Origin of the sequence: Bradyrhizobium sp. RP6, assembly GCF_003837805.1 — a bacterium.
Taxonomy (GTDB): Bacteria; Pseudomonadota; Alphaproteobacteria; order Rhizobiales; family Xanthobacteraceae; genus Bradyrhizobium.
Map to the genome: position 1 here is coordinate 127,951 of NZ_RQIT01000004.1, position 18,688 is coordinate 146,638.

Below are 18,688 nucleotides of genomic sequence, written 5' to 3' on the forward strand. Positions count from 1 at the left end.
AATGCGAAAACAACCCCATGCACAGTAGACGGCCCCTGTCAGAACAAGGACTTGCGGGGGATGGACGAAATTTTTCCGGATTTACGAAATAAATTCTGACGCGTCGGGCAAAACAGTGGCATGATGGCATCATCGCAACAGTCGCGAGCGTCACGGCCTGCCAGGCCGGAGCCGTCCCGGCGCGGTTGCGCCTAAACCCTTCACCGACATTTCGAAATCCGCATTCGCGCGCAGCGGCGAACGGCCGTTCGCGCCTGCGCCGCCAGAAGGACACAGCACATGACGACAGCTCTCTCGCGTCCCATCACGTCGCCGCTCGCGGCAAACGATCACAGCGGCCCCGCCGCGAACCCGCGCGTAAAACTCTACAAGCGGCGCATCGCGATCAGCCATCCCGACCCGCAGGCCGGCGAGCGGCTGCTGGCGGAGGCGCTCGGCGCCGCCGACCGCGACGCGATGCACGGCATATTGAGGCAATTGGTCAAGGCCAGTGTGGTCGGGCAGAAGCCCGACGAAGCCAACCTCGCCTTCATGATCTCGACGATCAGGAGCATCGCGCCGAAGGATTCGGTCGAGGCCATGCTGGTGTCGCAAATGGTGTCGGTGCACATGGCCGCAATGCGCTGTGCCTGCCGGCTCGCCTGCACTGACGATCTCGCGCAGCAGGAGGGCATCGCCCGCGCCTTGACCCGGCTCTCGCGCACCTTCGCCGCCCAGGTCGAAGCGCTGAATCGCCACCGTAACAGCGACGAGCGCGCGATCACGGTGCAGAACCTGTCGGTTCAGGACGGCGGACGGGCGATCGTGGGCAACGTCACGCAGCATGCTCATCTGATGGGTGCCCATCCGGACAGCGCGTCGGGCGCGGCCGGCGAAGCCGAATGGGCGGACGCAAGGCAAGGCGCCAACGCATGAGCGGCGGTCACGTCCGCAGCACCCGCGCGATGGTGACGAGCCCGCGCTGCGGGGCGCGGACACGCGACGGCACCGCTTGCCGCGCGCCGGCGATGCACGGCAAGCCCCGCTGCCGCATGCATGGCGGCGCGCCGAGATCGGGCGCTCCAAAGGGAAACCAGAATGCACGTCGACATGGAATGTACACACCGGATGGTCGGGCCGAGCGACACCAGGTGAAGACCTTGCTGAGGACGCTTGGAAGCTTTTGAACGAGTTGAAGTAGATTGCGGCGCGACCTCCGCCGCCAGAGGGCGGGGCGAATAAGAGCGCGCCATTCCCGGCGCGAGACATGATTGAACAAAACAAAAAATCTGATGGATTCTTTAAGCCAGCAAGCTCGGGGCCGCCGCCATGGCACTAGGATCGTGTGATCACCGAATCCACAGGGACGATCTGCAGCCCAGCTGCGTTCAGCGCTTCAGTGATTTGCTTGGCCAGCAGCTTGGCTTCTTCAGTTCCGATTTGAGCGTCGGGAGCGTCCTTGAAGAACGCGCAAACCGTCGTCGCTATGATGGTATTGACCTGGTGCGGATCAACCATTTGATGCACGTCACATTGCTTCACCGGCTCGTTGCTGCGTCAGGCTCGCGAGACCGCGGCGCTCATCGCAAGCCAAAGAACGAAAGAATGGCCGCGATCACAACAATGAGCCCTATGAGGTAGATCAGACCGTTCATCGCAATTCTCCTTTTCGAGGTGATGGCTCGGATTCATTCGAGGGTCGTCTGCGCGTCCCTGGCACTACACTGCTGAGCGGCCAACCTTTTCGAGCTCCACTTCCTTCTCGATCGCCGCTAGAGAGTTGCCGATCTTGTCGACGATCCTGACGAGATCGGCATTGGAGATGCGAAGCCGCCTGCGCACCGACTTGACCTGCTCGGCGTTCGCAAGATCGAGCGTTGTGCGAATGGGCCGTGGTGGTCTCGAGGACAGCATGATCAAGTCTCCTTAACCGAGGTAAGAGAGACGATGTCTTCTTTGTTCCAATGTCCGCCAGCGGAAGCCCTCGACAACGAAAGTGAGTATGCATAGGCGATCACTGCAACCGTCGCGCGCACGGAGAAGGCCCCCACGACACTTCATCCCCGCGGCGTACCGCCATGGCTCGCTACCGCGCCTCGAACAGTTTCGAGATTGGTACGCTGCAATGCGGCTCGCCTCTCGGCAATGGCATTGCTCAAGAGGTCGAGCACCAGTCCAAAGGCCGCGAGCTCCTCTTGCTCGATTGCGCCGTCGTCATAGCATTCGAGCGTCTCGGCGATGATGGTATCGGCCTCGCGCTGCAATGCCACGAGCTCCTGATTGGATTCCGCGATTCTCGCGCTGGAAACCATGGCCAGGATCCTGTTGCGATGGCTGGTGTTGTCGTCCCTCTCGTTGCGGTTCAAATAGCGGCGCAACCAAGCGGCGGCGGAGCCGATTCCAGAGAGAAGCAGGAGCCCGAACCAGAAATAGTCGCCATAGCGGTCGAGAAACGTGCGTTCGTTGCCGTCGATGACGGCCGCCGCGCCCCGATGGACCTGCAGCTCGGCGTCCTTCTCGATGTCGGGTTTGGTGATGTGTGCGGCGCCTGGGGCCTGCCTCGCGATCGCCTGACGAACGGCAAAGAGCTGGCGGAAAAACGCGGCGACCGTCGCTTCGGGCAGGCTCTTTCTCGCCACGATCAGATGGCTGACGCTGAGAGTTTCAACCTTGTCACCCGGCCAAGCCGGATCCGCATTGAAGACGCTGGGCGGAATCTCCTCCGATTCGTACCGGGGATGCCTGATGGCGATCGCTTCCGATGCCTCGATGGCGAGAAACTTCGGCTCGCCGCGCGCCCGCGCCGTCGCGGCAACGGCGTCGGAGGTGATCTTGCTGTCGAGGGGCCCGACCGCCATGAACGCATCGAGGGTGAGATCGCGCGCGAGTTCATCGATCTGGTCGGTGCCGAACTGCGCCACGGCGACCTTGCCGGGCTGCACTCCGGAGGCGTTCAGAATGACGCGCAGCAGCGCAGGATTCACCGGCGTCCGCCCGATCACGCCGACACGGCGCCCCGAGAGATCGGCGACCTCCTTGATCTTCGGGGACGGCTTTCTTTTCGAACTCTTGCCCGCAAGCCCGGATGGTGCCCAGAGCACGACGAAATTCTTGCGGACGACGGCGACGGTCTGCGCCTCGGCCGGCATGTCCAGGTCGCCGCGGCCGACGGCAAGATCGGCCTTGCCAGACCCAAGCAAAGCGAGCGCTTCCATCGCTCCGTCGGCCTTGACCGGATGCAGCCTGACAGTTCGGCTTTCGCTGGCGAACGCATCGGCCATCGCCTGAATGACCTTGTCATCATCGCTGCCAGCCGGTCCGACGGCGATCCGGAGAATCTCCGGCCGCAACGCGTAATAAAGTGCACCCGCTGCGACGCCGAAGACGAGAAAGCCAACGGCGAGAACCAACAGCAGGAAATTGCTCCTTCGCCGCTCTCGGCGGGCCGCGTCACTGGTCGTCTGACTTGTACTCTCGGACGAGGACATTGCCGCTGCCACCGCATGTCATGGCGCTTCCTGGTCAGCAGGATACCACGTTTTCCCGGCATAACGTCTTGGCGCCCGTTGTGGTTCACCTGCGGGACCTGGATAGGCGTACCAAGCGAGTGGTCGCGCCCGCCGGCAGGCACTCGGCGGCGCCATGCTGCTTGCCGGCCGCCCCCTCAATCCTGTAACCCCACCCGAAACCTTCTCGGGACGAAACGCTCATGACCACTGCCGCCAACGACGCGGGCACCGCCACCCGCGCGCTGATCTTCGCGCTCGTGGCGCTCGCCTGCGGGCACATGCTCTCGACCTTGCTGCGCACCATTCCGGCCGTGAGCCTCGACCTGATGGCGGCGGATTTCCACATGGAGCCGCAGGCTCTTGCCAGCCTCACGTCGATCTATCCTTTCGCCTTCGCGGCGGCGCAGATCCCGGTCGGGGCGGCGATGGACCGGTTTGGCGTGCGGCCGGTGTCGCTCAGCCTGCTCGCGGGGACCGTGTTCGGCGCGGTCGCGTCCGGGTTTGCGACAGGGCCGGAAAGCTTTGCCGTCGGGCAGCTGATGCTGGGCGTTGCCACCTCGGGCATGCTGATGTGCCCGATGACGCTGGCGGCCAAGCAATTGTCGGCGGCCCGCTTCGGGTTGTGGTCGGGCGCGATCCTTTCGATCGGCAATATCGGCATGCTGCTGTCGTCGAGCCCGCTCGCTTTCGTGGTGGACGCTTACGGCTGGCGCGCCGGGTTCTGGATGTCCGCAATCGGCGGAGTCGCGGTGGCGCTCGCGGTGTTCGCGCTGGTCCCGCACCAGCCGGCCGAGCACAAGGACAAGTCCTCGCCGCTGGCGCAGATGATCGAAGTGCTCAGGCTCGGCCTCTCGCGCCCCTTGCGCGGGCTGATCGCGCTGGCACTGGTGTCGCTGGCGACCTCGCTGGTGCTGCGCGGCCTGTGGGGCGGGCCATGGCTGATGGACGTCAAGGGACTCTCGCGGGTCGAGGCCGGCAACCAGCTCGGCGCGTTCACGCTGGCGATGATCGCAGGTCCCCTGTGCATCGGTATGATCGACCGCAGGCTCGGCCGCCGCCGCGCGCTGGTGGCGGGCTCGCATATGGCCGGGGCGGTGCTGCTGGCGCTGATGGCCTTGGGCGCGCCGCATCATGCGGTCTCCACACTGTTCGGCCTGCCCATGATGCCGCCGCGATACGACCTCGTGCTGTTCGTGCTGATCGGGCTTGCGACCTCCGCCCAGCCGCTGCTGTTCGGCATGTCCAGGCAGCTGGTCGATGCGCAGACCGCGGGCAAGGCGCTCGCGGCCGTCAACCTTGCCTTCTTCCTCGGCGCGGCGCTGATGCAGTCGGTCACCGGCGCGGTGGCGGCGCTCGCGGGCTTGCCCGCCGTGCTGCTGTTCATGGCTGCCATGCTGGCGCTCGGTGTGCTGATCTTCTTGGCTTATACCTCGCGGGGCCCATAGGATGACGCGCCCCGCCCGCCAAAGGAACATCCATGCCCGTCGACACCAAGGCCGCCACCGACCGCCTCATGCGCTTCCTCACTGTGGAGGGCGTCACCGGACAGGAGGCGGCGATCGGGCGCGAGCTCACGGCAGCACTGAAGGAGGCCGGCGTGCCGGCGAAGGCGATCCGGCTCGACGATGCCAATACCCGCATTCCCGTGCCGACCGAGACCGGCAACCTCATCGTCGACCTGCCCGGCCGCGGCGCGCTGCACAACCAGCCGCGCATCATGTTCATGACGCACATGGACACGGTGCCGCTCTGCGCCGGCGCGAAGCCGAAGAAGTCGGGACGCAAGATCGTCAACGAAGCCAGGACCGCGCTCGGCGGCGACAACCGCTGCGGCTGCGGCGTGCTGGTGACGCTGGCAGCGGAGCTCGCCAGACAGAAGCTCGATCATCCCCCGATCACACTGCTGTTCTGCGTGCGCGAGGAGAGCGGGCTCTACGGCGCGCGCCACGTCAAGCTGGACGAGCTCGGCTCGCCGGTGATGGCGTTCAACTATGACGGCGGCGCCGCCTCCAACGTCGTGATCGGTGCCGTCGGCGCCGACCGCTGGAGCGTCGAGATCTTCGGCCGCGCCTCGCATGCCGGCGTCGCGCCGGAGCGCGGCATCTCCTCGACCATGATCATGGCGCTCGCGCTCGCGGACGTGAAAGCCGGCGGTTGGTTCGGCAAGGTGGTGAAGGGCAAGAAGCAAGGCACCAGCAATGTCGGCCCGGTCACCGGCGGCGAGGGCCGCCCGGCGGGCGACGCCACCAACGTCGTCACCGACTACGTCCATGTGCGCGGCGAGAGCCGCAGCCATGACGGCAAGTTCTTCAAGGAGATCACCAAGGCTTACAAGGCCGCGTTCGAGAAGGCGGCCAAGAAGGTCACCAACGCGCAAGGCAAGTCCGGCAAGGTCAAGTTCAAGGCGGAGACCGACTATTATCCGTTCCGCATGAAGGACAGCCAGCCCGTGATCAAGCGCGCGGTCGAGGCCGTCTCCGCGGTCGGCGGCACGCCGAACGTCCGCACGGCCAACGGCGGGCTCGACGCCAACTGGATGGTCCGCCACGCCATCCCGACCGTGACCTTCGGTGCCGGCCAGAACGAGGCGCACACGGTCGACGAATGGATCAACCTGGACGAATACGACCGCGCCTGCGCGCTGGCGGTGCAACTCGCGACGATGCGGTGAGCTGCCTTGCGCGGTGGGCGCTTGCCGGGCCGCGCCCATCGTCCTAGCCTGCAAGAAAAAAGCAGGAAGGAACCATGGCCCGCATCGCGAATATCGAATCCGCCCTCTACCGGATCCCCCTCCCCGTCACGCTGTCGGACTCCACGCATGGCGAGATCACCGCGTTCGAGCTGATCACCTGCCGCATCCGCGATGCCGACGGCGCCGAGGGCGTCGGCTACACCTACACCGTCGGGCGCAACGGCGGGGCAACTGCGGACATCCTCAAGCGCGAGATCCCGCCACTCGTCGAGGGAAGGGAGGCCGATGACACCGAGGCGATCTGGCATCATGTCTGGTGGGGCCTGCATTATGGCGGCCGCGGCGGGCCGGCGGTGCTGGCGCTCTCCGCGCTCGACATCGCGCTGTGGGATTTGAAGGCGCGGCGCGCCAAGCTGCCGCTGTATCAGTTGCTCGGCGGCTTCGATGCGCGCGTGCCGTGCTATGCCGGCGGCATCGACCTCGATCTCTCCGTCGATGCGCTGCTCGCGCAGACCGACGGCAACCTCGCCAGGGGATTTCGCGCCATCAAGATGAAGGTCGGCCGGCCCGACCTGAAAACGGACGTCGCGAAGGTCTCCGCAATGCGGCAGCATCTCGGCGATGGCTTTCCGCTGATGGCGGATGCCAACATGAAATGGACCGTCGAGGAAGCGATCCGCGCCGCGCGTGCTTTCGTTCCTTTCGACCTCACCTGGCTCGAGGAGCCGATCATTCCCGACGACGTCGCCGGGCACGCACGCGTCCTGCAGGCCGGCGGCGTGCCGATCGCGGCGGGGGAGAATCTGCGCTCGCTGTGGGAGTTCAAGAACTACATCGCATCAGGCGCGGTGTCCTATCCCGAGCCCGACGTGACCAATTGCGGCGGCGTCAGTGCGTTCATGAAGATCGCGCGGCTGGCGGAAGCGTTCAACCTGCCCGTCACCAGCCACGGCGCGCACGACATCACCGTGCACCTGCTCGCGGCCTGCCCGAACCGCTCCTATCTGGAGGCGCATGGCTTCGGGCTCGACAAATATATCGAGCATCCGCTGGTGCTGAAGGACGGGCTTGCGCTGGCGCCTGACAGGCCAGGGCACGGCATCAGCTTCGACTGGAAGGGACTGGCGAAGCTGGCGCCTTAGAGAGATGCGACAACAAGCGAGGTGCGCCCCCTCTCCTGCTTGCGGGAGAGGGTTGGGGAGAGGGTGTCTCCGCAATAAGACTCCCAATGACGATCCAGCCCTCTCCCGGCCTCTCCCGCAAGCGGGAGAGGTGAAGTGGAGCACACGGCACGGTTGGTGCCCCAGCGATCGCCGATCTCATTGCTGCACGCGAGGCATTCCAAGACGCTTGATGCATGGCGCGGACAATCCGCTATTGTGCCGGCAACCTGCATTTCGCGAAAGACCCCGACCTTGCCTCCCGAACTGCACCAGAAACTGACCGTGTGGCGCCAGCACCTTCATGCCCACCCGGAGCTGTCGCTCCAGGAGAAGGAGACCTCCGCCTTCGTGCAGGACAGGCTCACCGAGCTCGGCATTCCCTTCGAAGCTGGCATCGGCGGGAACGGCATCGTCGCGACGTTGACGCGCGGCCACGCACGGAGCCGGGTCGGCCTGCGCGCCGACATGGATGCGCTGCCGATCACCGAGGATACCGGCCTGCCCTATGCCTCCAGGACATCAGGCGTGATGCATGCCTGTGGCCATGACGGCCACACCGCCTCGCTGCTCGGCGCCGCGGCGTTGCTCGCCGCCGACAGCAGCTGGAGCGGCACGGTCGATTTCATCTTCCAGCCGGCCGAGGAAGGCTTTGGCGGCTCGCGCGCGATGGTCGCGGCCGGGCTGTTCGATCGTTTCCCGATGGAGCGGATATTTGGCTTCCACAACTGGCCGGGCCTTGCCGCCGGCACCATTGCAGTCCACGACGGCGTCGTCATGGCCTCCGGCGGGCGCATCACAATCACCATCGAGGGTCATGCCGGCCACGCCGGGATGCCGCATCTGACGCGCGATCCGGTGGTGGCGGCCGGGCACCTGATCGTGGCGCTGCAATCGATCACCTCGCGCGGGGTCGATCCGCTCGACACCGCCGTGCTGTCGCTGTGCACGATCGACGGCGGCACCGCGCCGAACCAGATCGCCGGACGCGTCACCATCCGCGGCACGCTGCGGTACCATCGCGAGGCGGTCAAGGACACCATCCTCGACGGCATCGAGCGCACCTGCGCCGGGATTGCGACCAGCTTCGGCGTCAAGGTCACGCCGGAGATCGTCATGGGTGTGGGCGTCGTGATCAATACGCCTGATGAAGCCGGCCTCGCGCGCATCGCCGCGGAGAAGGTGCAGGCGCCGGTGCGGAGCGACCTCGCGCCCAGCATGGCCGGCGAGGACTTTGCCCACTACCTGCAGCAGCGGCCGGGCGCTTTCGTCTGGATCGGCAATGGGCCCTTGCGGGACGGCGCGGAGCTGCACGGGCCGCGTTACGATTTCAACGACGCGATCCTGCCGGTCGCGTCCGGCTGGATGGCCGAGGTCGCCAAGGCGTCGCTGGCATCAAACTAATCTATCACGAGATCTCGCGTGGCAGCTTCCAGCCCGGCCGCGGCTCGAACGCCTCCTCGATGCGCTCGACGTGATAGCCGGCGGGCAGAATCCGGCCGCCTTCCTCGTCTGCGACCGGAACGTCGGTGACGAGGCCCTCGATCAAGGCGGCTTCCCACACCTCCTTCTCGGTTGGAAAGGGATTGCCGATCTGCTTGTTGCCTTCGAACAGCGCGTACATCGGTTCCGGTCCTGCGTTGATCAAGCTCACGAGCAACGTATCGGCCGCACGGACGTTCCCTCCGGCAAATGGCAACGGATGGCACGAAACATGGCGCGCGTTCTGATCGGAACCTCCGGCTGGCACTACGCCTCCTGGCGCGGCCCGTTCTTTCCCGAGGGCGTGACGCTGAAGGAGCAGCTTCGCTACTATGCCGGACAGTTCGACACGACGGAGCTGAACGGGGTGTTCTACCGCACGCCGACGCCGGAGGCGGTGAAAGGCTGGCGCGAGCAGACAGGCCGCGATTTCGTGTTCGCCTGGAAGGCATCCAAATTCATCACGCACTGGAAGCGCCTGTCGGACCGCTCCGTCAACAGCCTCGAGCTGCTGGAGGACCGTATCTCGCGGCTCGGCGGCAAGGCCGGCCCGATCCTGTTCCAGCTGCCGCCGCAATTCGAGGCGAACGCGGACCGGCTCGCCTCCTTCTTCAAGCTGTTGTCGCGGAAGCGGCGCTACAGCTTCGAGTTTCGTCATCCGAGCTGGTACCAGCCGCGCATCCTGCGGATGCTGGCGGACGAGAACATCTCGCTGTGCCTGTCCGACCATCACGATGCGCCGGCGCCCTGGAAGCGCACGGCGGATTTCGTCTATGTGCGCGGACACGGGCCGGGCGGGCGCTATCACGGCCACTACACCAAGGCCACGCTGGCGCAATGGGCGCGACGGATCAAATCGTGGAAGCGGCAGGGTTGCGACGTCTACGTCTATTTCGACAACGACCAGAAGAGCGCAGCGCCGGCCGATGCAAAGGCGTTGAAGCACTTACTGTGATGCACATCGTTGCGCGAGCTGACGAAGCTGCCGCCTATGCAGCCACGGCCTCGTAAATGTCCTCCTCCTGAGCGGTGTGCATGCGTACCAACGTCTCGATCGCCTCGATCACGCGCTGAGCGTCTCGAACGAGATAGCGGTCGATCTTCTCCGACGGCAGATCCTCCGCGATCCGCGCGAGCAACCGCGCGAGATGCAGTATCTCCCGATGCGCACGGCTCATGGCAGAGAGCCCGTGGCGGTCGCGCAGCACTTCCGTAAGCCTCGGATAGACGCTGTCTTCATCCTCGCGCTCGTGAGCCACGACGCTGCTCTGGACCAGCCGGTTGGCTTCTCCGATCATGGCAGCGGCAGATCCGGGCATTACATCGTCCAGCGCATCGACGATCTGGCGCAGGCGGTCGAGATCCCTGAACAGGGCCTGATGATCGTGATGCAATGTCCGCCCCTGCTCGGCGCTGATGCGCGGGCCGCTCCTGACGAGGGACGGAGTGAGGGCCCGCAGCGCGTTCAGAATGACGGCGACATCGATCACCTCCTGGACGATCGCAGCGGGCACGGGATTGAGCCAGCCCACCGTGGCAGCGAGCATTGCTGCCAGGGACAATCCCATGCCGACGAGGATGCTTTGCAGGGCGATGCGCCGCGCCTGCTGCGCAATGATGATCGCTTCGCCAACCCGGTCGAGCCGGTCCGCGAGAATCACCACATCCGCCGCCTCGGACGAGGCGCTTGCACCGCGCGCGCCGAGCGCGACCCCGATGTCGGCCACGGCCAGCGCAGGCGCGTCGTTGATGCCGTCGCCAACCATGATGGTCGGATGCAGCCGCTGTTCGCTACGCACCGCCTCGACCTTGTCCGAAGGAACGCGGTCGGCCAGCACGGCATCGAGATCGAGCGCTGCTCCGATGGCCTGCGCCGCTGCGGCGCGATCCCCTGTGACCATCACCATCCGCGCTATGCCGGCATCGCGCAGTAGCCTGATCGCTCGTGGCGTGTCGGCCCGCAGTTCGTCGGCCAGCAGCGCCGCGCCAATGGGACGGCCGTCCACCGCGACAAAGACGATCAGCGCCGAGCGCCACGAGGCGCGTCGAATCGCCCGCAGCTCCCATGGCGACGGCTCGGCATGCGAGAGAAGCATCTCTCGCGAGCCCACCGTGACCTGGCGTCCGTCGATCAGGCCGCTCAGGCCGGAACCCATGGTCTCCTTGACATGTTCCGGCGGCTTCAGCTTCAGCCCCCGATCGACGGCCGCAGCGAGCACGGCCTTCGCAAGCACATGATGCGAGGCTTGCTCGAGCGATGCCCCAAGCGTGAGGACTTCATCCGGGTCCTCCCCCGGAGCGACTTCCACAGAAAGCAACCGCGCCCCGCCCACCGTCAGGGTACCGGTCTTGTCGAACAGCACGGTGTGCGCGCGGGCCAACGCCTCCAGCGCTCCACCGCCCTTCACCAGGATGCCGCGGCGGGCCGCTTGCGCGACCCCGGCGATGAAGGCGACGGGTGCTGCCAGAATCAAGGGGCACGGCGTCGCCGCCACCAGCACGGCAAGGCTGCGGGTCAAGTCGCCGGAGACGTGCCATGCTACAAAGGCGATGACGAGTGTCACCGGCAGGAAGATCAGCGCATACCGGTCGGCCAGCCGCACGAAGGGAGCTTTCGCCGTCTGCGCCGCGGTCACCATGCGGACGATGCCGGCGTAGGTGCTCTCACCGGCCGCCGCGGTCACGATCAACTGGAAGGCCTCACCCGCATTCAGTGAACCGGAAAGAACGGCGCTTCCGCGCGTCTTCTCCACCGGGATCGGTTCCCCTGTAACCGCGGACTCGTCGATTGTCGCGGACGCCGAACCGACGACACCGTCGACCGGCACAATCTCCCCGGCCCGCACCAGAAGCTCCTCGCCGACCGACACCGCCTCGATCGGAACATCCTCGATCCGCTCGTTGGATTTGCGATGTGCCTGCCGCGGTGCACGATCAACCAGTGACCGCAGGTCACGCTCTGCCCGTGCGATCGCGATCTCTTCCAGGACGTTGCCGCCGGAATACATCAGCGCGACCACAGCCCCGGCAAGCGGCTGTTCGAGCACCAATGCCGCGCTCATCGACAGCAGCGCGATCGCGTCCACTCCGACGCGCCCCCGCAAGAGATCCCTGACGATGGAGACCGCCAGTCCCGCAATCACGGGCACCGTGCCGAGCGCCCATGCGAGGTTGGCCAGATCAGGCCGGCCTGCGGCTCGCGCGAGAATGCCTGCGGTCAGTCCCGCGATCGCAATCGCAACCAGAGCCCATCGCAAGACCCGATCAAACGACACGGCTTGGTTTCCACCGCTGGCCACACTGGACATACATGACTCTTCCGAAACCAGCTTCGCCAGTCGCGCCGGGTCAACGCGATCGTTGCGCGATGGAGGTCGGAAGCGACGGCAGCGAGGCGATCGGAACGACGTAAAAGTTCATTTGGCGCAACTCGGCGGCCCGCCCCCTCGATTTCGCTCGCTATTGTTGAGGAGCGGAGCTCTTGGTCCCGTGCATGAACACCATCATCTCCTCCAGGGTGAGCTTGCCGTCCTTGTCGCTGTCCATGGCCTTGAATATTCGTTCGTGAGCGACCTGAAATTCCGACAAGGAGACGTTCCGGTCGCCATCTGCGTCTATCAGCGCGAAGATGATGCGAGACCCGATCGGCGGTCCCATCCTGTCACCGCCCGTCGTGCCGCGCCCCTTCATTCCCGGCCCCATCATTCCCTGGCCCATCATTCCCTGGCCCATCATTCCCATCATATCTCCACCTCGCATCGTGCGCTGCCGCTCTGCGGATTGGCTTGGGGGAGAGTCCGTCTGTGGTGACGCGGGCGCCTGGTCCTGTCCTGGATGATGGGCCTCATGGTCCGCCGGCGATTGAGCCAAGGCTGTGTGGCCCGAGACGGCAATCAGTAGCGCTGCAGCAATGGTTCGGCCTCGCATGGTGCTTCCTCCGGCTTTGGGTTGTAGCGGAACAGTGTCGAACCTCGCCAAGTTCGCCTTGACCCAAGTCAACATGTGGCTGTTGGAGAGAGGTCCTATCCTGCCTCAACGGCCATCTTTGGCGTTGCGCAGGATGATTCCGCCATCGCGAGGGACGGCTCGGACGTTCTCAGCTTTCGCTGGGCGTGAGCGCTTGTCGCGGCGTGCGCGACGGGGCTTCGTCGGACGAGTGTCGACGACGCCGCTGACCGCCCCCTTCGCTCAACATCTTGCCGCTGGCGATGTCGACAAAGTGCAACGAGCCGCACGCGGGACATCGGACGGAAACGTGCGTGTCCACGGCCCCCGACGTCGCGTCGGGAAGCCAGTGCTGCACGTTCATGCCGCTGCGGGGACATTTGAAGATGACATTGCGCTCCATGCTGCCCATATGCGCCCGCCGCTTCGGCATTGAAATTGCGGGCCAATACTTAGGCAACTGTCCTGAACGGATCTACGCGGGAGCGGCGAGGATATCGCGCGGCGCCGGCGCCCTCATTGCCAATCGAGAGCGGTCAATCGAGCGCTTCCGGCCGCGCCGACTTACGCAAACATACGTAAGGACATCGCCCTACGAATCCTCCCTAGATATCCGGACATGATCGGCTGGCGTATTTGAGCTCCATCAAAAGGAGTTTCCGATGCCGGCCACCGCCCTCAGCGTCAATCAGCCGCTTAGCCATAGAACGACCCAGGCGTCCCGCATGTCCGATCCATTCGCAGCCATGGCAGGACTGGTCGCAAGCGAGTTCTCCTACCACAAGGACGAAGAGATTTTTGGCGAAGACGAGCCGGCCGAATACGTTTACCAGGTCGTGTCGGGTTCCGTCAGGACGTACAAGCTGCTGTCGGACGGGCGGCGGCAGATCGGGTCATTCCATCTGCCCGGCGATGTCTTCGGCCTGGAGTCGGGAGCGAGCCACCGTCTCGCGGCAGAAGCGATCGTCGATACGACGGTGCGTCTCGTGAAGCGCGCGGCGCTCGAAAAGGCCGCAACCACCGACGTCCAGGTTGCGCGCAGATTGTGGAACATGACGGCCGCCGAGCTCAATCATGCCGAGGATCACATGCTGCTGCTGGGCCGCAAGAACGCCATGGAGAAGGTTGCGGCGTTCCTTCTCGAAATGGATCGCCGGCTGGCGGGCGCGGGCATGCTGGCGCTCCCGATGTGCCGCCGGGATATCGGCGACTATCTCGGGCTGACGCTGGAGACGATTTCTCGCGCACTGTCCCAACTGCACAGCGGAGGCATTCTCGGCTTTTCCGGTGCCAGGCAGATCGTGCTGCGCAATCGAGAGCACCTCAGGGACATGAACGCCTGATCGCGCACTTTGAGCTGGATCAAGACATGTTGGTGACACTGATTATAGCGTTATATCGGCATCGGGAACGCTTTCTGAGGTACCGCTGCCGGAAGGAGCGAAATTCGGATTCCTAGGCATTCCGGGCGCTGCCTTCATACACAGGTGCAGAAGACCGCGAGCATGGAGCAGGCCGGAGAGCGGCTCCGCCGGAGAGTTCGATGGAACGAAAGTCGGCAACGCGGGTTTGTTGGACGAGCTCGGACCCTAGATGGAAAAACCAAGCGAACAATCGGCCTCGGCGCTCCCATGGAGCCCGGGGCCGATTTGCGTCGAAGCCATAGGATCGCCCGGGCAAAGGAGTACGCCGATCAGGAGAGCCGACATGCTTGCCGACATTCATACCGACGATCTCACCGCTGCCGTACGCTACGCACTGGAGTCGACCCGCGCGACGACTGTTTGCCCCTTCCACCGCGACGTGATCATCCGTATCGGAGATGACGCCGCCGAGAGCCACGCCTTCGAGCGCGCCAAGCGGATGGTCAGACCTGACGGCACGAATTGGGAGAAAGAAGCTCTGAGGACGGAGCTTGGCCATCAGCTCGGAGCAGCCGCGGACGGCCGCTGCCCCAAATGCGATCCGGCGGCCTCGGGGCATCCAGCCCGGCGCGGGTGAACCGGATCAGGCTGATGGAACTGTTCCTTATCCTGAACAGTGCGCGCAGCCCTCTCCAGAGGCCAGAATTCCCGTGAAGCTGACAAAGCCGACCGACTCCATCATCCGTGGGGGATCGCGGACGGATAGTCCGTCGGCGGACGAAGGCGATAATGGTCAGCTTTCGCCATCGGCCGAGAGGCGTCAGGTCATCGACGAGTACGCCGACAATCTGAGGAAGATCATCCGAAGACTTCTCGGAAGGCTGAACTGATCCCGCTCAGGCGCTTCGCGGCAAGACACCAATTTCGAATTGACGGTCGGCGGCTTTGGAGAGACCGCCCGCGGGCGGGGGGGAACGCGAAAGCTTGATTCAGCTCAAGCGCAGGGAACGCGAGCCTGATAGTAAAGGGCGAAATTGACAGGGAATGCTCGGATGACGCTAAAATATTGGTGTGCGGTTCTCGCGGTTTCGGTGGGTGCGGTCACGTCCGCGATTGCTCAGTCCGACTTTCCGCCGTCCGCGAGCGCGAAGCAGGAGGCGCCTCGCCTCGTCGAGGTCATGGGCATGGCGCAGGTTGAGCATCTCAAGCTGTGGTATGCGGGCAAGGCGAAGAACTGGGACCTGGCCGCGTATGAACTGCGGCAGCTGACGAACAGCCTGGCCGAAGCAGCCATCTTCTATCCGGCGGTGCCCGTCAGCAACGTCACAACGATGAGGGAGCCGCTGCTCTCGGTCGCCGACGCGATCACGGCGGCAGATGATCGCAAGTTCGTCGCCTCCATGCGCGCGCTGACCGACGGCTGCAACGCCTGCCATACCGCAATGGGCCGCGGCTTCGTGACCATCGCCATTCCAACCGGCGGCCAACCACCTGCCAACCAGATCTTTTCGCCATCGCCGAACAGCCGGAAAAAATGATGCGCTGAAGTAGCGCAGCTCGGAACATCAGCACGAGGAGGTGACATGTCGGCAGTCAGCTTTGCGCTCAGTCGCGCCCACAGCAGGAATATCGAGCGCTATCATCGCTTGCTGAAGACGCATCTCACCGACGTCGAGCGCAACTACATCGAGTGGCGCCTGTTGCATGAGCAGGCCGCCCTCGCCGCGATCGAGCCGTCGCATCAGGACGGTGCTCACGCAGACGCAGGTCGTGCTGTGTCCGTCTATTAGGAGTGCGGGGCGTGGCTGGCATGAGCTGGAGAATTGCAGCCTCGGTCGCGGGCGTCGGGTGTGCGCTGCTTTCTGCCTTCGCGGCCTTCTGGATCGGACTGGCGCTGTTGGGATATTAGGCTCGTACGCCTTGGAGCCGAGTTGAGCTGCATCAACCCAGGCGTCGAATAGCCTCTTACCCTCGTCTGGCCCAGATGTCAGTGACCGGCGAGCCCTCCCAATGATCGCGCAATCCATTCCGGCCGAGACGTTGGTTGCCGAGTTCTGGCAAGCGCCAAAGGACGAGCTCTGCCGCACACTCGGCTCAGGTCCGGGAGGCCTGACACAGACCGAAGCGAACCGAAGGCTGGCGATCTTCGGAGCAAACCACGCCGACGCCTCCCAAAGCCGGTCTGCCCTGCGCAAGCTCGGCCAACGCCTCTGGAATCCGCTGATTGCGATGCTGCTGGCGGCTGCGCTCGTATCCGGGCTGAGCGGCGACATCGGCAGTTTTGCCATCATCGCGACCGTGCTGTCCCTGTCTATCACGCTCGATATCGTTCAGGAGCATCGCGCCGAGCGGACGGCCGAAGCGTTGCGGGAATCCGTCGCCATTCAGGCCGACGTCATCAGGGACGGAAGGGACAGGACCGTTTCGGTGACGGCTCTCGTCCCCGGGGACGTCGTGAAACTCCGCATCGGCGATCTGATACCGGCTGATGGCATCGTCCTCGATGCCCAGGAACTGCATGTTAATGAAGCCCTGATGACGGGCGAACCGTTTCCGGCCTTCAAGACGGACGCTTCCTGCTCGGCGGCATTGCCGGCGGATGCCACAAACGCCCTGTTCGCAGGGACCAGCACCGTGGGCGGAAGCGGCAAGATGCTGGTCGTGAGGACCGGAAGCCGGACGCGCTTCGGCGCGATCGCCGCGGCAATGGCCACCAACGCGCCGCCGACCGCTCTCGAAGAGGGCGTCCGAAGGCTCGGAGTGCTGATCCTTCGACTGACTCTCTTTCTCACCCTCTTTGTGCTGATGGCTCATCTCGTCGCGCAACGTCCCGCAATGGAGTCCTTCCTCTTCGCGGTCGCGCTCGCCGTCGGCCTGACACCCGAGCTGCTGCCCATGGTGATGACGGTGACACTCGCCCGTGGCGCGCTGCGCATGGCGAAGCGAAAAGTCATCGTCAAGCGACTGTCCGCCATTCACGACCTCGGCGCGATGGACACGCTTTGCGTCGACAAGACCGGCACGTTGACGGAAGCCAGGATCACGCTGGAGGCGCATATCGATCCGCAGGATCGGCCCAGCGATCGCGTGCTGGGCTTCGCGCACCTGAACAGCACATTCCAGGCTGGTGTCCGAAGCCCTCTCGACGACGCGATCCTGGCAGCGAGCCGTGATGGCCCGGACGGCTGGATCCGGCTTTCGGAAGTCCCGTTCGACTTCGAGCGGAGGTGCTTGTCCGTCCTCGTCGCAAGGCAGGATGAGCACATGCTGATCGCAAAGGGAGCTCCGGAATCCATCCTGGCCCGCTGCGCCGCCGTCGAGATCGATGGCCTCACTCATCCGCTCGACGCCGCATGGCAACGGAAGATGGCGGACATCCAGACTCGATATGCGCGCGACGGCTTCCGGCTTCTTGCCGTCGCCATCAGGTCCATTCCGGCCGGGCAACGGACGATTGCCGTCGGGGACGAGACCAATCTGACCATGCTCGGCTTCTGTGTCTTCGCCGATCCGCCGAAGCGGGATGCGGCCTCGGCGATCGAAGCGCTCACCTCGCTCGGCGTGACGATAAAAATCCTCTCGGGTGACCATGACGCCGTGGTCTCGCATGTCGCGCGAACGGTCGGTCTTCCGTCGGAGCGCGTCATGACCGGAGCCGAGATCTCCGGCCTCACCGATGCCGCGCTCGTCGCCCGGGTCGACGACGTCGATCTCTTTGCCCGGATCGACCCCGATCAGAAGCGACGGATCATTGCCGCACTTCGCCACCGCAATCACGTCGTCGGCTTCATGGGAGACGGCGTCAATGACGCGCCGGCGATTCACGCAGCTCATGTCGGCATATCCGTCACGGGCGCGACCGAGGTCGCCCGCGCAGCCGCCGACATGATCCTGGTGACTCCCGACCTGTCAGTGCTTGCGGCCGGCGTGCGCGAAGGCCGCAGAACCTTTGCCAACATCCTGAAATATGTCCGAATGGGAACGAGCTCGAATTTCGGCAACATGCTTTCAATGGCCCTGGCGTCGATCGTTCTTCCATTCCTGCCGTTGCTGCCACTGCAGATCCTGCTGAACAATCTGATCTACGATCTCTCCGAAATCGGGATCCCGTTCGACGAGGTCGACCGCGAAGACGTTGCCCAGCCCGAAACGTGGAACATGGCCGGCATCCTGCGCTTCTCCATCATCATGGGAATGGCGTCCTCCCTGTTCGATGCGATCACCTTCGTCGTTCTCCTCGGGGTGTTCGAGGCGGATGCGGCACTGTTTCGAACCGGGTGGTTCCTGGAATCGATACTCACCCAGATCCTGGTCATCTTCGTCATCCGGTCTCGCCGCATGCCGTGGCGCGCGAACCGCCCTCACAACATCTTGATCGCGACGTCTGTCGGCGCCCTTCTCGCCGGGCTGGCGCTTGCGCTCGGTCCGTGGCGCGGGCTGTTTGGCTTTACCGCGCTTTCAGGAGGAATAGTTGCGGCGATCATTGCCATCGCAGCTGCCTATCTGATCTCGGCGAACGTCGCCAAACGCCTGGCAATCTCGGAGCGTTGACAGACG

The 18,688-nt window shown here is 64.6% G+C and carries 18 protein-coding genes; 12 read left to right on the plus strand and 6 right to left on the minus strand.

The genetic code is table 11. From position 1 onward, the window contains the following. Window positions 1-279: 279 nt before the first annotated feature. Both EHH60_RS11545 and EHH60_RS38545 read left to right on the plus strand, forming a co-directional pair. A complete protein-coding gene (locus EHH60_RS11545) occupies window positions 280-915 on the plus strand; it encodes a hypothetical protein (RefSeq protein WP_124159588.1) in 636 nt (211 codons plus the stop codon). Between the two features lie 29 nt (window positions 916-944). After that, a complete protein-coding gene (locus EHH60_RS38545) occupies window positions 945-1,166 on the plus strand; it encodes an HGGxSTG domain-containing protein (RefSeq protein WP_124159815.1) in 222 nt (73 codons plus the stop codon). Window positions 1,167-1,314: 148 nt separating this feature from the next. Here EHH60_RS38545 and EHH60_RS11555 read toward each other — a convergent pair whose 3' ends face one another. The 3 genes from EHH60_RS11555 to EHH60_RS11565 all read right to left on the minus strand — a co-directional run bounded on the left by EHH60_RS11555 (window position 1,315) and on the right by EHH60_RS11565 (window position 3,467). Then, the gene (locus tag EHH60_RS11555) at window positions 1,315-1,497 is read right to left on the minus strand and encodes a hypothetical protein (protein WP_124159589.1); all 183 of its coding nucleotides are present in this window, start codon (window positions 1,495-1,497) and stop codon (window positions 1,315-1,317) included. Between the two features lie 201 nt (window positions 1,498-1,698). Next, a complete protein-coding gene (locus EHH60_RS11560) occupies window positions 1,699-1,893 on the minus strand; it encodes a DUF3606 domain-containing protein (RefSeq protein ID WP_124159590.1) in 195 nt (64 codons plus the stop codon). 143 nt (window positions 1,894-2,036) lie between these two features. Next, window positions 2,037-3,467, minus strand: coding sequence for an ABC transporter substrate-binding protein (locus EHH60_RS11565; RefSeq protein WP_124159591.1), 1,431 nt, complete (start codon window positions 3,465-3,467; stop codon window positions 2,037-2,039). Between the two features lie 221 nt (window positions 3,468-3,688). Here EHH60_RS11565 and EHH60_RS11570 point away from each other — a divergent pair, with 221 nt between their 5' ends. The 4 genes from EHH60_RS11570 (at window position 3,689) to EHH60_RS11590 (ending at window position 8,744) form a co-directional block, all read left to right on the plus strand. Continuing rightward, entirely contained in the window at window positions 3,689-4,933 is a 1,245-nt protein-coding gene (locus EHH60_RS11570) for an MFS transporter (RefSeq protein WP_124159592.1), read from the plus strand. Between the two features lie 32 nt (window positions 4,934-4,965). After that, window positions 4,966-6,159, plus strand: coding sequence for a M20/M25/M40 family metallo-hydrolase (locus EHH60_RS11575; protein WP_124159593.1), 1,194 nt, complete (start codon window positions 4,966-4,968; stop codon window positions 6,157-6,159). A 74-nt stretch (window positions 6,160-6,233) separates the two neighbouring features. Then, on the plus strand, window positions 6,234-7,322 hold the full coding sequence (locus tag EHH60_RS11580; protein ID WP_124159594.1) for a mandelate racemase/muconate lactonizing enzyme family protein: 1,089 nt from the start codon (window positions 6,234-6,236) through the stop codon (window positions 7,320-7,322). A gap of 273 nt (window positions 7,323-7,595) precedes the next feature. Then, window positions 7,596-8,744: an amidohydrolase gene (locus EHH60_RS11590; protein ID WP_124159595.1), complete on the plus strand. Its 1,149-nt coding sequence runs from the start codon at window positions 7,596-7,598 to the stop codon at window positions 8,742-8,744. A gap of 4 nt (window positions 8,745-8,748) precedes the next feature. Here the strand turns inward: EHH60_RS11590 and EHH60_RS11595 are convergent, their stop codons facing one another. Further along, complete coding sequence (locus tag EHH60_RS11595) at window positions 8,749-8,964, minus strand: hypothetical protein (RefSeq protein ID WP_124159596.1); 216 nt, start codon at window positions 8,962-8,964, stop codon at window positions 8,749-8,751. A 90-nt stretch (window positions 8,965-9,054) separates the two neighbouring features. On the opposite strand from EHH60_RS11595, the gene EHH60_RS11600 reads away from it, so the two are divergent. After that, window positions 9,055-9,777, plus strand: a complete 723-nt coding sequence (locus EHH60_RS11600) for a DUF72 domain-containing protein (RefSeq protein WP_124159597.1) — start codon at window positions 9,055-9,057, stop codon at window positions 9,775-9,777. A gap of 34 nt (window positions 9,778-9,811) precedes the next feature. Here the strand turns inward: EHH60_RS11600 and EHH60_RS11605 are convergent, their stop codons facing one another. Both EHH60_RS11605 and EHH60_RS38675 read right to left on the minus strand, forming a co-directional pair. After that, window positions 9,812-12,130 carry a heavy metal translocating P-type ATPase gene (locus EHH60_RS11605; RefSeq protein WP_124159598.1) on the minus strand — a complete coding sequence of 773 codons (2,319 nt, stop codon included), beginning with the start codon at window positions 12,128-12,130 and terminating at the stop codon, window positions 9,812-9,814. A 151-nt stretch (window positions 12,131-12,281) separates the two neighbouring features. Continuing rightward, window positions 12,282-12,566, minus strand: coding sequence for an EF-hand domain-containing protein (locus EHH60_RS38675; protein ID WP_349629063.1), 285 nt, complete (start codon window positions 12,564-12,566; stop codon window positions 12,282-12,284). 926 nt (window positions 12,567-13,492) lie between these two features. On the opposite strand from EHH60_RS38675, the gene EHH60_RS11620 reads away from it, so the two are divergent. The 5 genes from EHH60_RS11620 to mgtA all read left to right on the plus strand — a co-directional run bounded on the left by EHH60_RS11620 (window position 13,493) and on the right by mgtA (window position 18,682). After that, complete coding sequence (locus EHH60_RS11620) at window positions 13,493-14,110, plus strand: helix-turn-helix domain-containing protein (protein ID WP_245454461.1); 618 nt, start codon at window positions 13,493-13,495, stop codon at window positions 14,108-14,110. Window positions 14,111-14,474: 364 nt separating this feature from the next. Then, window positions 14,475-14,768 (plus strand): hypothetical protein, encoded by a 294-nt coding sequence (locus tag EHH60_RS11625; RefSeq protein ID WP_124159602.1) that lies wholly within the window; start codon window positions 14,475-14,477, stop codon window positions 14,766-14,768. Between the two features lie 415 nt (window positions 14,769-15,183). Further along, window positions 15,184-15,669 (plus strand): hypothetical protein, encoded by a 486-nt coding sequence (locus EHH60_RS11630; protein ID WP_124159603.1) that lies wholly within the window; start codon window positions 15,184-15,186, stop codon window positions 15,667-15,669. A 45-nt stretch (window positions 15,670-15,714) separates the two neighbouring features. Next, window positions 15,715-15,921: a hypothetical protein gene (locus tag EHH60_RS11635; RefSeq protein ID WP_124159604.1), complete on the plus strand. Its 207-nt coding sequence runs from the start codon at window positions 15,715-15,717 to the stop codon at window positions 15,919-15,921. 220 nt (window positions 15,922-16,141) lie between these two features. Then, complete coding sequence (mgtA, locus tag EHH60_RS11640; RefSeq protein ID WP_124159605.1) at window positions 16,142-18,682, plus strand: magnesium-translocating P-type ATPase; 2,541 nt, start codon at window positions 16,142-16,144, stop codon at window positions 18,680-18,682. Window positions 18,683-18,688: the final 6 nt, after the last annotated feature.